We start from the raw sequence: 13655 nt of genomic DNA, 5'->3' as shown, positions 1-13655 counted from the left end.
CACTGTCCTCAGCAGGGAGGTAGGACGTCCAATGTCCTGACATCCCATCGCCGTCCTCAAGCCACCGCCGGCTCGCCACGGGAGTCCCCATGCACCACCCCGCCCCCCTCACGGGCGTCGTCCCGCCGCTCTGCACCCCGCTCACCCCGGACGGGGAGGTCGACCCCGGCTCGCTGGGCGCGCTCGTCGAGCGGCTCGTCACCGCCGGAGTCGGCGGCCTCTTCGCCCTCGGTTCCAGCGGGGAGGCCGCCTATCTGAGTGATGCCCGGCGCCGCACCGCGCTGCGCACCGTCGTCGAGACGGCCGCGGGCCGGGTGCCCGTGCTCGCCGGCGTCATCGACATGACGACCGCGCGTGTCCTCGACCACGCCCGCGCCGCCGCCGAACTCGGCGCGGACGCCCTGGTCGCGACCGCGCCCTTCTACACCCGCACCCACCCGGCCGAGACCGCCGCGCACTTCCGGGCGATCCGGGCGGCCGTGGACCTGCCGCTGTACGCCTACGACATCCCGTCCGCCGTGCACACCAAGCTCGCGGCCGCCACCGTCCTGGAACTCGCCGCGGACGGCACGCTGGCCGGCCTGAAGGACAGCAGCGGCGACGACGGTGCCCTCCGGCGGCTGCTGACCGGGCTGCGGGAGCGCGGGCTCGCGGACACCTTCTCGGTGCTCACCGGCTCCGAGCTGGCCGTCGACGGCGCCCTGCTGGCCGGTGCGCACGGCGTCGTTCCCGGACTCGGCAACGTCGACCCGGACGGTTATGTGCGGCTCTACGAGCACGCCCGGGCCGGCCGGTGGCGGGAGGCCGCGGCCGAGCAGGACCGGCTCGCCGCCCTCTTCGCCCTCACCGAGGCGGGCGACCCGGCGCTGATGGGCGGCAGTTCCTCCGCGCTGGGCGGCTTCAAGGCCGCGCTGCACCTGCTGGGCGTCATCGGCTGCCCGGCCACCGCGGCGCCGCAGATCCCGCTGGACGAGGCGGCCGTGAAGACCGTGCGCGGGCACCTGCGGGACGGGGGCCTGCTGTGAGCGCGGCGGGCCGGACCGGGCAGCTCCGCTGGTACCGGGAGGTCTCGCGCCGTCAGTGGAAGTCGATGTTCGCGGCCTGGGCGGGCTATGTCCTCGACGGCTTCGACTTCGTCCTCATCACGCTCGTCCTCACCGAGATAGCCGACGAGTTCGACCTCGGCACGGTCCAGTCCGCGAGCCTGGTCTCCGGGGCGTTCATCACCCGCTGGCTCGGCGGCGCCCTGCTCGGCGCGATGGGCGACCGCTACGGCCGCAAGGCCGCCATGATCGCCAGCATTCTGCTGTACTCGCTCGGCACCTTCGGCTGCGGCTTCGCCTGGGGCTACACCAGCCTCTTCGTGTTCCGGCTGCTGATCGGGATGGGCATGGCCGGCGAGTACAGCGCCAGCGCCACGTACGTCCTGGAGAGCTGGCCGGTGCGGCTGCGCAACCGCGCCTCCGGCTTCCTCATCTCCGGCTACGCCTTCGGCACGGTCATCGCCGCCGAGGTCTACCAGTGGGTGGTGCCGTCCCTCGGCTGGCGCTGGATGTTCTGGATCGGGGTGCTGCCGGTGCTGGTGGCGCTCTGGGTGCGGCGGGCCCTGCCCGAGGCCGACGACTGGGCCGAGGACGTGGGGGAGGCGGGGGTGAAGCCGAACCCGTTCCGCCCGCTGTTCGCGACCCGGCGCCTGACGGCCGTCAACACCGTGCTGACCGTGGCCGCCACGGTGGCCCTGTTCTGCGTCTTCACCCCGGTGGGCGCGGACCTGGTGCCGGAGCTGTCACTGCTCGCCGCGGCCTGCCTGATCGCGTTCGCCGCCCAGCTGGGCGGGCGCCGGGGCTGGGTGCTGTACGTGGCGCTGATGGCGACCGTCTTCTGTGCCTTCCTCTACAGCTGGCCGATCCAGGCCCTGCTGCCGACGTATCTGAAGACCGAACTGGGCTACTCGCCGTCCCAGGTCACCGACGTCATGTACTACGCGGGCTTCGGCACCATGCTGGGCTGCTGGCTCGCGGGCTTCACCGGCGACCGCTTCGGTACCCGCAAGGCGTACGCCCTCACGCTCGCCGGCTCGCTCGCCCTGATCTTCCCGGTCTTCGCCGTGCAGAACAGCCTCGTCGGGCTCGGTGTGCTGCTGTTCTTCATGCTCGCGCTGAGCCAGGGCATCTCCGGTCTGCTGCCCAAGTACATCGCGGGCCACTTCCCGACCCGGACCCGCGCCGCCTCGCTCGGCTTCGTCTACAACGTCGGGGCGCTGGGCGGCGCGGTCGCGCCGGTGCTCGGCGCCCGGCTGGCCGAGGGCATGCCGCTCGGCCGGGCCCTCGCGGTGCTGGCCTTCGGCCTCACCACCGTGGTGATCCTGCTCATCGGCGGCAATGTCCCGCACCGGCTGCACCGGCTGATCAACGACCGGGCGGACGACGACCATCTGGTCCACGCGGGCCACGGCGGCGCGAAGGAGGCCCCGGCCCCGGCCCGCGAGAGAGGCTGACCCACCGGCCCGCGGACGCACGGCCCGCGGGTGCCCCGGGTCCACGGTCCCACGGGTGCCCCGGGTCCACGGTCCCACGGGTGCCCCGGGTCTACGGGGCCCACGGGTCCCACCCGTCCCACGCGGCCCGCGGTGCTCACGGCCCACAGGCGGACGGACCCGGAACCCGGGCCGCCGTACTCACCGGCCCACCGGCCCACCGGCCCACCGGCCCGCGGCCGGTCCGCCGAGAACACACCCCCGGACGCGGCGGCCCCGTCGGCCGCCGCGTCCTCGGTTTTCGGCCCGGACCTTGTGCGAAGTGGAACACGTTCTTAACATCAACGATGTTACAGCGATGGTGTCACGTACCGTGGGTCTCGCACAGCCGGTCCGTCTGGGGGCTCGATGGCAGCAGCAACTGGTCCGCTCACCGGGGTGCGCGTCGTGGAACTCGCGGGCATCGGCCCCGGTCCGTTCGCCGCGATGCTCCTCGCCGACCTCGGAGCCGACGTGGTCCGTGTCGACCGGCCCGGCGGCGCGGGCATCGGCGTCGACCCGGCGTACGACCTCACCAACCGCAACAAGCGCTCGGTGCTGGCCGACCTCAAGACCGCCGCGGGCACGGACGCCGTGCTGGGCCTCGCCGAGCGGGCGGACATCCTGATCGAGGGGAACCGCCCCGGCGTCACCGAACGCCTCGGCGTCGGCCCGGACGACTGCCTCGCCCGCAACCCCCGCCTCGTGTACGGCCGGATGACCGGCTGGGGCCAGGACGGGCCCCTCGCGTCCCGCGCCGGACACGACATCGGGTACATCGCGATCACCGGCGCCCTCGGCATGATCGGACCCGAAGGCGGACCGCCCGCCGTCCCGGCCAACCTGCTGGGCGACTACGCGGGCGGCTCGCTCTATCTCGTCGTCGGCGTCCTCGCCGCCCTCCAGCACGCCCGCGCCACGGGCACCGGGCAGGTCGTGGACGCCGCGATCGTCGACGGCACCGCGCATCTGACCGCGATGATCCACAGCCTGCTGGCAGCGGGCGCCTGGCAGGACCGCCGGGGGGCGAACCTGCTCGACGGCGGCGCGCCCTTCTACGGCACGTACGAGACGGCCGACGGCGGCTGGATGGCCGTCGGCGCCCTCGAACCGCGCTTCTACGACGAGTTCGCCCGGCTCCTCGGCCTGGGCGAGGACGCTCCCGACCGCTCCGACCCCGGCCGGTGGCACGAACTGCGCGCCGCCGTCGCCGCCCGCTTCCGCACCCGTACCCGCGAGGAGTGGACCGGCGTCTTCGCGGGTTCGGACGCCTGCGTCGCCCCGGTGCTGTCGCTCCGCGAGGCGCCGGACCATCCGCACCTCGCGGCCCGCGGCACCTTCACCGCCCACGGCGGCATCACACAGCCCGCCCCGGCGCCCCGGTTCTCCGCGACCCCCGGTGCCGTCCGCACCCCGCCCGCGCTGCCCGGCGCCGACACCCGCGCCGTGGCGCGCGACTGGGACGTCCCGGCGCTCGGCGCCCGCACCCCGCCCGACACCGCATCCGCCACCGACTGATGGAGCCGCACACGATGGAGCTGGCCACCACCCTGAGTTACGCGGACGACCCGCGCCGGGCCGCCGACGAGGTCGCGGCCCTGGAGGCCGCCGGGCTCGACGCCGTCTGGGTCGCCGAGGCGTACGGCTTCGACTCGCCCACGGTCATGGGCTATCTCGCGGCCCGCACCGAGCGCATGAAGATCGGCGCCGCGATCCTCAACGTCTACTCCCGCACCCCGGCCCTGATCGCCCAGACCGGCGCCGGGCTCGACGCGGTCTCCGGCGGCCGGGCGCTGCTGGGCCTCGGCGCCTCCGGGCCGCAGGTGGTCGAGGGCTGGCACGGCAAGCCGTACGACAAGCCGCTCGGCCGCACCCGGGAGACCGTCGAGCTGTGCCGGCGCATCTGGCGCCGCGAGGTCATCGACCACCACGGCATCACCGACATGCCACTGCCCGCCGAGAAGGGCGGCAGGCTCGGCAAGCCGCTGAAGATGCTCACCACACCGGTCCGCGAGACCATCCCGCTGTACGTCGCGGCGCTCGGCCCGGCCAACGTCCGGATGACGGCCGAGATCGCCGACGGCTGGCTGCCGACCCTGTACATCCCGGAGAAGGCGCGGCAGGTCTGGGGCTCCTCCCTGGCCGAGGGCGCCGCGAAGCGCGATCCGGCGCTGCCGCCGCTGGGCACCGTCGCGGGCGGGCTGCTGGCGATCGGCGAGGACGCCGCGTCCGTACGGGACCTCGCCCGCCCCACCATCGCGCTGTACGTGGGCGGCATGGGCGCGCCGGGGAAGAACTTCTACAACGACCTGGCCCGCGCCTACGGCTGGGAGGAGGCCGCGGCGAAGATCCAGGAGCTGTATCTCGCCGGGCGCAAGAAGGAGGCCGAGGCCGCGGTCCCCGACGAGTTCTGCGAGCTGGTCAGCCTGTGCGGCCCGGCCTCGTACGTGCGCGAACGCGTCGAGGCGTTCCGGGAGTCCGGGGTGACCATGCTGAACGTCACCCCCGTCGGCGCCGACCCGGCCGCCCTCGTCGAGCAGGTCAAGGGCTGGCTCTGAGGCCCCGTCAGAAGGAGTGAGCTGTGCAGCGCACCATTTTCACCGCCGAGCACGAGGCCTTCCGGGAGTCCGTCCGGACGTTCATCGCCAAGGAGGTCACACCGCACCACGAACGCTGGGAGCGGGAGGGCGCCGTCGACCGCGAGGCCTGGCTCGCCGCCGGGCGGCAGGGCCTGCTGGGCCTCGACGTGCCGGAGGAGTACGGCGGCGGCGGGACCGGCGACTTCCGGCACAGCGCGGTGCTCACCGAGGAGTTCGCCCGCGCCGGGGTCTGCGGCCTGGCGGTCGGCCTGCACAACGACATCATCGGCCCCTATCTCACCGGGCTCGCCACCGCGGAGCAGAAGGCCCGCTGGCTGCCCGGCTTCTGCACCGGTGAAATCATCACCGCCATCGCGATGACCGAGCCCGGCGCCGGATCGGACCTCCAGGGCATCCGCACCACCGCCACCGACCGCGGCGACCACTGGCTGCTGAACGGCTCCAAGACCTTCATCTCCAACGGCATCCTCGCCGACCTGGTGATCGTCGTGGCCCGCACCACCCCCGAGGGCGGCGCGAAGGGCCTGAGCCTGCTGGTGGTCGAGCGCGGCACGGAGGGCTTCGAACGCGGCCGCAACCTCGACAAGATCGGCCAGAAGGCGCAGGACACCGCCGAACTGTTCTTCCACGACGTCCGCGTCCCCAAGGAGAACCTCCTCGGCCGGGAGAACGGCGGCTTCCTGCACCTGATGACGAACCTCGCCCAGGAACGGCTGAGCATCGCCGTCGCCGCGGCCGCGGGCGCCGAGGAACTGCTGGAGATCACCAAGCGCCACGTCAAGGACCGGGAGGCCTTCGGCCGGCCGCTGGCCAAGCTCCAGCACATCCGCTTCGAGATCGCGGAGATGGCCACCGAGTGCGCCGTCACCCGGACCTTCGTGGACCGCTGCGTCGAGGAGCACGCGGCGGGGCGGCTGGACGCCGTACACGCCTCGATGGCCAAGTGGTGGGCCACCGAACTGCAGAAGCGCGTCACCGACCGCTGTCTGCAACTGCACGGCGGATACGGGTACATGTCCGAGTACCGGATCGCGAAGGCCTTTACCGACGGCCGCATCCAGACGATCTACGGAGGCACCACCGAGATCATGAAGGAGATCATCGGCCGGTCCCTGCTGTCCTGACCCGGCGCCCCGCCGGCTTCCCCGGGCCGGCGCCACACCGGTTCCCCGGGCAGGCGGCCCACCGGCTTCCCCGAGCCCCGGAACCCCGCAGACCCCGCCACCCTCACCGCCGCCACCGCGCGGCACAGCACGAAAGGCTGCCGACGTTGAGCACCGAAGCGTACGTCTACGACGCGATCCGCACCCCGCGGGGCCGCGGCAAGGCCAACGGGGCCCTGCACGGCACCAAGCCCGTCGACCTCGTCGTGGGCCTCATCCACGAACTGCGCCGCCGCTTCCCCGGCCTGGACCCGGCCGCCGTCGACGACATCGTCCTCGGCGTCGTCAGCCCGGTCGGCGACCAGGGCTCCGACATCGCGAAGGTCGCCGCCATCGCGGCCGGACTGCCCGACACCGTCGCCGGAGTACAGGAGAACCGCTTCTGCGCCTCCGGGCTGGAAGCCGTCAACCTGGCCGCCGCCAAGGTCCGTTCCGGCTGGGAGGACCTGATCCTGGCCGGCGGGGTCGAGTCGATGTCCCGGGTCAAGATGGGGTCCGACGGCGGCGCCTGGGCGATGGACCCGATGACCAACTTCGAGACCGGCTTCGCCCCGCAGGGCATCGGCGCCGACCTGATCGCCACCGTCGAGGGCCTCAGCCGGCACGACGTGGACTCCTACGCCGCCCTCTCCCAGGAGCGTGCCGCCGCGGCCTGGAAGGACGGCCGCTTCGACCGCTCCGTCGTACCCGTGAAGGACCGCAACGGCCTGACCGTCCTCGACCACGACGAGCACATCCGCCCCGGCACCACCGCCGAGTCCCTGGCCGCGCTCAAGCCGTCCTTCGCGGCCATCGGCGAGGCCGGCGGCTTCGACGCCGTCGCGCTCCAGAAGTACCACTGGGTCGAGACGATCGACCACGTCCACCACGCGGGCAACTCCTCCGGCATGGTCGACGGCTCCGCGCTGGTCGCCATCGGGAACCAGCAGGTCGGAGAGCGCTACGGGCTCACCCCGCGCGCCCGGATCGTCTCCGCCGCGGTGTCCGGCGCCGACCCGACGATCATGCTCACCGGCCCGGCGCCCGCCTCCCGCAAGGCGCTCGCCAAGGCCGGGCTGACCATCGAGGACATGGACCTCGTCGAGATCAACGAGGCCTTCGCCGCCGTCGTGCTGCGCTTCGCCCGCGACATGGGCCTGGACCTGGACAAGGTCAACGTCAACGGCGGCGCCATCGCCATGGGGCACCCGCTGGGCGCCACCGGCGCCATGATCCTCGGCACCCTCATCGACGAACTCGAGCGGCGCGGCGGGCGGTACGGGCTGGCCACGCTCTGCGTCGGCGGCGGCATGGGCATCGCCACCGTCGTCGAACGCCTCTGAGCGGCCCGGCACCCCGGCCACCCTTCCCCGCGACTTCTACGGAGACCACACGGACATGAGCAGCGAGCCCACCACCATCCGCTGGGAGCAGGACGACACCGGCGTCGTCACCCTCGTCCTGGATGACCCCCGGCAGTCCGCCAACACCATGAACGCCGCCTTCGGCGCCTCCCTCAAGGCCGTCGCCGACCGGCTGGAGGCCGAGCGCGAGACGGTGCGCGGCGTCATCGTCACCTCCGCGAAGAAGACCTTCTTCGCCGGCGGTGACCTGCGCGACCTCAGCAGCGTCGGCCCGGACCAGGCCCGGCAGGTCTTCGAGTCGGGGCTGGCCGTCAAGCGCGACCTGCGCCGCATCGAGACGCTCGGCAAGCCCGTCGTCGCCGCCCTCGGCGGGACCGCGCTCGGCGGCGGCCTGGAGATCGCCCTCGCCTGCCACCGCCGGATCGCCCTGGACAACCCGAAGGCCCGCTTCGGTTTCCCCGAGGTCACCCTCGGCCTGCTGCCCGGCGGCGGCGGAGTGGTCCGCTCCGTACGCCTCCTCGGCATCACCGACGCGCTGCTGAAGGTCCTGCTGGAGGGCAAGCAGTACAACCCGGGGCGGGCGCTGGAAGCCGGGATCGTCGACGAGGTGGCGGACACCGAGGAGGAGATGCTGGCCCGCGCCCGGGCCTTCATCGACGCCACCGCGCAGTCCCGGCAGCCCTGGGACACCGAGGGCTACCGGATCCCCGGCGGCACCCCGGCCAGCCCGAAGTTCGCCGCGAACCTGCCCGCCTTCCCCGCCAACCTGCGCAAGCAGACCGGCGGCGCCCCCTACCCGGCGCCGCGCAACATCCTGGCCGCCGCCGTGGAGGGCGCCCAGGTCGACTTCGAGACCGCGCAGGTCATCGAGGCGCGCTACTTCACGGAGCTGGTCACCGGCCAGACCGCGAAGAACATGATCCAGGCGTTCTTCTTCGACCTCCAGGCCGTCAACTCCGGTGCCAACCGGCCCGCCGGCGTCGAGCCGCGCCGGGTGCGGAAGGTCGCCGTGCTCGGCGCCGGGATGATGGGCGCCGGGATCGCCTACTCCTGTGCCCGCGCCGGGATCGAGGTGGTCCTCAAGGACGTCTCGCAGGAGGCCGCCGAGCGCGGCAAGGCGTACTCCGCCAAGCTGCTGGAGAAGGCCGTCGCCCGGGGGCGCACCACCGAGGCGAAGCGCGCCGAGCTGCTGGCACGGATCACCCCGGCCGCGGACCCGGCGGCCGTGGCCGGCTGTGACGCCGTCATCGAGGCCGTCTTCGAGGACACGGCGCTCAAGCACAAGGTGTTCCAGGAGATCCAGCACATCGTCGAGCCCGACGCGCTGCTGTGCTCCAACACCTCGACACTGCCCATCACGCTGCTCGCCGAGGGCGTGGAGCGCAGCCGCGACTTCATCGGGCTGCACTTCTTCTCGCCCGTCGACAAGATGCCGCTCGTCGAGATCATCAAGGGCGGGCAGAGCGGCGACGAGGCGCTGGCCCGCGCCTTCGACCTGGTGCGGCAGATCAACAAGACCCCGATCGTGGTCAACGACTCGCGGGGCTTCTTCACGTCCCGGGTGATCGGCCGGTTCATCAACGAGGGTGTCGCCATGGTCGCCGAGGGCGTCGAGCCGGCCTCCGTCGAGCAGGCGGCGGGCCAGGCCGGCTACCCGGCGAAGGTGCTGTCCCTGATGGACGAGCTGACCCTGACACTGCCCCGCAGGATCCGCGAGGAGAGCCGGCGGGCCGTCGAGGAGGCGGGCGGCACCTGGCAGCCGCACCCGGCGGACGAGGTCATCGACCGCATGGTGGACGAGTTCGGCCGCCCGGGCCGCAGCGGCGGCGCCGGCTTCTACGACTACGAGGACGGGCGACGCGCCGGTCTCTGGCCGGGCCTGCGCGAGCACTTCACCAAGCCGGACGCGGAGATCCCGCTGGCGGACATGAAGGAGCGGATGCTCTTCGTCGAGGCCATCGACACCGTCCGCTGTCTGGAGGAGGGCGTCCTCACCTCGGTCGCCGACGCCAACATCGGCTCCATCCTGGGCATCGGCTTCCCGGGCTGGACCGGCGGCGTGCTCCAGTACATCAACGGCTACGACGGCGGCCTCCCCGGCTTCGTGGCCCGCGCCCGGCAGCTACGGGCGGCGTACGGAGAGCGTTTCGAGCCCCCGGCGCTGCTGCTGGAGAAGGCGCGGAAGGGCGAGATCTTCACCGACGGCCCGCGGGACTGACCACCGCGGACGCGCACGGACGCGCATGTACGCGCATGTAAGAGCACGGACGAGCCGGGCCGGGCGGAGGAACGTTCCCCCGCCCNGCCCGCGGCCGTGTGCCCCGCCCGGCTTCCGCTGTATCCGCCCCGGCGGCACGCGCCGGGGCGGGCGTCACCCGGAGTCGGCGTGTACGACGTCGTCCAGCTGGAAGTGCCCGTCCGGGTGCAGCTTGAGCACGGGAACGGCCTTGTCCACCGGGTCGCCGTTCCGGTGGAACGACAGGAAGCCGCCGGCCCCGGGCACCCGCTGCTGCTCACCGCGCATCAGCTGGAACATCCGGCCGACCGACTCGCCGGTCATGTCGCTGCCCCCGTGCGCGGCCATCCGTACCCCCTGGACGGCGGTGAGCGTCGCGTCGTGCGACACGATGGCCTGGCCGTCCGTCCGCGGGTCGTTGGGGAACGTCTCGCTCATCCACCCCCCGTCCCGGAAGAAGTCGGCGGACGGTTTGGACACGGCCGCCTTGTCCTTCTCCCACATGCCGGGGTGCGCCAGTCCCGTGTAGAGCACCTCCACGCCCTTCTCGGCGGCCTCGACGAGGTCCTCGTTGGTCAGATTGGTGACGTCGTCACCGCCCATCACCGTGAAGTCCCGGTTCTGGCAGGTGCGGTTGGCCAGCGAGTTGAGGAACGCCTTCAGATGCTTGCCCCGCCCGGCGAAATAGACCACGTCGGGAGCCTGGTCGCACAGCGTCCGGCTGATCCAGTAGAGATCGGTCTCCCAGTCCGGCCGCGACGCGTCGTAACCCGAGGCCTCGGCCACGATGCTGTGCTCGTCGTCGGGGAACGCCGACCGGAACTCCTTCGCGAGAGAGGCGGCGTAGAGGTTCTCCTCCGCTTCGTCCCGCACGATCACCGAGGTCTCGAAGCCGCGGTCCTTGAGGTACTCGGCCGCGGCCTCCGCCTCGCGCTCGTTCGTCGGCGCGACCCGGACCAGCCCGGGGATGCCGGCGAACCCGGTGTCGGTCATGTTGCTGCCGACCATGGCGATGCCGTGCCGGGAGAGCCGTTCCAGGGCCTGCTTGTTCCGCTGGGTGCTGGGGCCGAGCCCGGCCACCGCCAGCAGCCGCTTCTTCCTGTCCTCGGACCTGCTCAGCTCGACCAGCCGGTCCACGGTGAACTTCCACTGGCCGCTGTTGCTGCCGGTGTTCGCCACCAGCAGCCGGATCGCCGGCCGGCCGGTCAGGTCGCCGTGGTTGGCGCGGTACTGGGCCAGATAGGCGCCCTGCAACTGGCGCCGTACGGACTCGTGGGAGTTGCTGTCGTCCTCCTCCAGCGTCAGCGAGGTCATGTAGGCGATCGTGACGTAGTCGTCCTCCTCCCGGACGACGCGCTTGTTCTCGTCGCTGATCAGCCGCTGCACGTCCGCCAGCTCCGGCGTGAAGGCGAAGTCCTGCGCGCTCACCCCGACGCACTCCGCGAGCGGGCCGCGCCGGACCACCCCGTCCGCGCACCGGGCCCGCTGTTCCCGTTCGCGGTCCTGCCGCTCCTGGTACCAGCCCCAGGACAGCGGGCCGCCGAGGCCCAGGACGAGCAGCAGCACCAGCCCCAGGACGGTCCTGCGCACCATCGGGCGGGTCGGCCGCCAAGAACTCATCTCGAACACTCCCCGTTGTCGCGGAAACGGTCACCACTCACTGGTCCCGCCACTGCCGGTAGCGAACGGCCTCGTCGTAGAGCGGAGAACTCCGTGCGCTCCGCAGCGCCGCCACGTGGTCGTAGGCCGAGGCCAGTACGGCGTTGAGCCGGCGGCCGGGATCGCTCAGCGGATCGCTCCAGATCCACCGCGCCACGACCATCCGGTGGACGACGGACGCCAGGGACATCGCCGGCCCGTGATCGCCCGGTGTCAGGGAATCGAGCAGGGCCAGCGGCGGCCGGCTCTTGTCGAGCCGGTTGGGCGCGGAGGTCACCAGGTCGAAGTCGCGGATCCACTCCTCGCTCGTGCGGCTCGTGAAACGCCGCGTGAGCAGGGCGGCGACCGGCCCCGTACGGCCGAGGGCGAGCGAGTGGTACGCCTCCTCCAGCTCCGTGTCCACTCCGGGCTCCTGCTCCGGCTGCCCCTGCGGGCCGGTCCGGTAGTGCTCGGCCAGCCGCTCGTGGGTGTCCCGCCAGAGCGCCTCGTCGGAGCCCAGCTCCCACAGCAGAAGCCGGCGGAGCCAGGGATGGAGGACGAGCCGGCCGTCCTCGGAGTCGGAGAGCAGCCAGCGCTCCCGGAGTCCGTCCCGCAGCGAACTGCCGCGGTGGCCCGCGCCGGAGGTGAAGACCCGCGCGCAGACGGACAGGTCGCGGGCGGCGGACCAGCGGATCAGCACCGAGCGGCTGCCGGGGTCCTCGGCCAGCTCCTCCAGCAGATAGCCGAGTGACGCGTCGGCGAGGCTGGGCGCGGGCTGCTCCGGGCCGGTGGCCGGGTGCGGCGGGCGGAGGCCGGGCACCCGGCGCAGCGGCAGCGACGGGTCGTCGGCGGGCGGCGGCTGCTCGCGGTGCGCGGCCGCGAGGGTGGCGGCTGTGTGCCGTACGGCCCACGGGAGTCCGCCGGTGAGCCGCTGGACGGCCGGGGCGGTCTCCTCGCCGCGGGGCACGGCCGCGCACACGTCACGGGTCTCCGTCAGCCGCAGGGGACGCAGCTCCAGGGGATACCACCAGTAGTCCTCGGTGCCGGACGCGGAGCGGGTCGCGGCCCAGTGGTCCAGCGAGGCCCGGTCCGACTCCACCGGCTCCGGATTCCACTGGGCACCGGTGTACGGGCCCCACTCGTCCAGCCACCGGTGCACGCTGGCCACGGTGACGAGCGGGTCGCAGCCCTGCCGGTTCACCTGGTCCTCGTGGCGCAGCTCCAGCAGCATCCGGAGGAACTTCCGCCCGGCCTCGGTGTGGCAGTTGTCCAGCAGGAGCAGGAAGGAGCGGTGGTGCAGCAGGCCCCTGGCATGGTCCCGCAGGTCGGCGAGGAAGGCCCGGAGCAGCACCCGCTCGACGTCCTCCGGGCCCTTGACCTGCCCGCCCGTGCCGTGCTGCCAGGAGTTGAGGTCCAGCAGCGCGTCGGCCGGCTCCTCACTGGGCGGCACCCGGCCGCCGCCGTACCAGGCGATGCCCCGGGCGAGCAGCCGCCGCGGAATCCGGCCGGGGCGGGGGGCCACGGCGGACAGCACCTCCCGGGTGGCCTCGGACACGCCGGGCGGGGCGCCGAACAGGCCCCCCATGACTTCGGTGACCGGGCCGAGCAGGCTGTCGTAGCGCCCCTGTCCCTGCGGTCCCCGGAGCCTGTCCCGGACGAGCTTGGACACACTGCGCCGGTCCTGCGGGCGGTGGTGGCTGTCCAGCGGGGCCTCGGTGGCGATCAGGCCGACGAGGAGCCGGGGGAAGGCCGGCTCGGAGAAGTCCCGCATCTTCCGGCCGAGTTCCCGGAGGACGCCCGCGAGAACGGTCCGCAGCGGCAGCCCGCCGCCGGCGTCGGCGCGGAGGAAGTTGAGGTAGGCGCACGGGACTTCCGGCGCCAGCTGCTCCTTGATCCCGGCGTGCAGGTCGGTGGCGCCGATCCCGCTCGGCCCGAGGAGCACGGTGACCGGCCGGTCGGCGTCCGGCGGCAGGGCGAGGCAGTCACGGACCAGTTGCAGTACGGGCTCGCGGCCGCGCAGTCCGACCAGCTGATCCGGCACATGCCCCCCGTTTTGTCACCGCGGCCCCGGTCGCCGCTGCCGCTCGCGCCGACCACGAGCAGCATGCCCTCCGGCCCCGGCCCGCCACCGGAGAACATCCCATCCGTGATCGAATGGAT

Annotated in this window: 9 protein-coding genes; 7 read left to right on the top strand and 2 right to left on the bottom strand. The window is 73.0% G+C overall.

Going from position 1 to position 13655, the window contains the following annotated elements; all coding sequences use genetic code 11:
- The first annotated feature begins 89 nt into the window (after positions 1-89).
- The 7 genes from GCU69_RS25245 (at position 90) to GCU69_RS25215 (ending at position 9839) form a co-directional block, all read left to right on the top strand.
- Complete coding sequence (locus tag GCU69_RS25245) at positions 90-1025, top strand: dihydrodipicolinate synthase family protein (RefSeq protein ID WP_098754561.1); 936 nt, start codon at positions 90-92, stop codon at positions 1023-1025.
- A gap of 65 nt (positions 1026-1090) precedes the next feature.
- Positions 1091-2497, top strand: coding sequence for a sialate:H+ symport family MFS transporter (locus tag GCU69_RS25240; protein ID WP_235978700.1), 1407 nt, complete (start codon positions 1091-1093; stop codon positions 2495-2497).
- A gap of 387 nt (positions 2498-2884) precedes the next feature.
- Positions 2885-4033, top strand: a complete 1149-nt coding sequence (locus GCU69_RS25235) for a CaiB/BaiF CoA transferase family protein (RefSeq protein ID WP_098754563.1) — start codon at positions 2885-2887, stop codon at positions 4031-4033.
- A gap of 14 nt (positions 4034-4047) precedes the next feature.
- Positions 4048-5073 carry an LLM class F420-dependent oxidoreductase gene (locus GCU69_RS25230; RefSeq protein WP_098754564.1) on the top strand — a complete coding sequence of 342 codons (1026 nt, stop codon included), beginning with the start codon at positions 4048-4050 and terminating at the stop codon, positions 5071-5073.
- 23 nt (positions 5074-5096) lie between these two features.
- Positions 5097-6239, top strand: coding sequence for an acyl-CoA dehydrogenase family protein (locus GCU69_RS25225; protein ID WP_098754565.1), 1143 nt, complete (start codon positions 5097-5099; stop codon positions 6237-6239).
- Between the two features lie 146 nt (positions 6240-6385).
- Positions 6386-7600 (top strand): acetyl-CoA C-acetyltransferase, encoded by a 1215-nt coding sequence (locus tag GCU69_RS25220; protein ID WP_098754566.1) that lies wholly within the window; start codon positions 6386-6388, stop codon positions 7598-7600.
- 55 nt (positions 7601-7655) lie between these two features.
- A complete protein-coding gene (locus GCU69_RS25215; protein WP_156207263.1) occupies positions 7656-9839 on the top strand; it encodes a 3-hydroxyacyl-CoA dehydrogenase NAD-binding domain-containing protein in 2184 nt (727 codons plus the stop codon).
- Positions 9840-9992: 153 nt separating this feature from the next.
- On the opposite strand, the gene GCU69_RS25210 is transcribed toward GCU69_RS25215, so the two are convergent.
- Both GCU69_RS25210 and GCU69_RS25205 read right to left on the bottom strand, forming a co-directional pair.
- On the bottom strand, positions 9993-11477 hold the full coding sequence (locus tag GCU69_RS25210; RefSeq protein ID WP_098754568.1) for an ABC transporter substrate-binding protein: 1485 nt from the start codon (positions 11475-11477) through the stop codon (positions 9993-9995).
- A 37-nt stretch (positions 11478-11514) separates the two neighbouring features.
- Positions 11515-13536: a hypothetical protein gene (locus GCU69_RS25205; RefSeq protein ID WP_156207262.1), complete on the bottom strand. Its 2022-nt coding sequence runs from the start codon at positions 13534-13536 to the stop codon at positions 11515-11517.
- Positions 13537-13655 lie beyond the last annotated feature (119 nt).

Source organism: Streptomyces lycii (genome assembly GCF_009735685.1).
Classification (GTDB): domain Bacteria; phylum Actinomycetota; class Actinomycetes; order Streptomycetales; family Streptomycetaceae; genus Streptomyces; species Streptomyces lycii.
This window is presented reverse-complemented; position numbering and strand designations above follow the sequence as displayed.

Bases quoted from the DNA above. Each gene is read 5' to 3' on its own strand.
- GCU69_RS25210 (WP_098754568.1), bottom strand. From the start codon at position 11,477: ATGAGTTCTTGGCGGCCGACCCGCCCGATGGTGCGCAGGACCGTCCTG.
- GCU69_RS25235 (WP_098754563.1), top strand. From the start codon at position 2,885: ATGGCAGCAGCAACTGGTCCGCTCACCGGGGTGCGCGTCGTGGAACTC.
- GCU69_RS25230 (WP_098754564.1), top strand. From the start codon at position 4,048: ATGGAGCTGGCCACCACCCTGAGTTACGCGGACGACCCGCGCCGGGCC.
- GCU69_RS25215 (WP_156207263.1), top strand. From the start codon at position 7,656: ATGAGCAGCGAGCCCACCACCATCCGCTGGGAGCAGGACGACACCGGC.
- GCU69_RS25240 (WP_235978700.1), top strand. From the start codon at position 1,091: ATGTTCGCGGCCTGGGCGGGCTATGTCCTCGACGGCTTCGACTTCGTC.
- GCU69_RS25245 (WP_098754561.1), top strand. From the start codon at position 90: ATGCACCACCCCGCCCCCCTCACGGGCGTCGTCCCGCCGCTCTGCACC.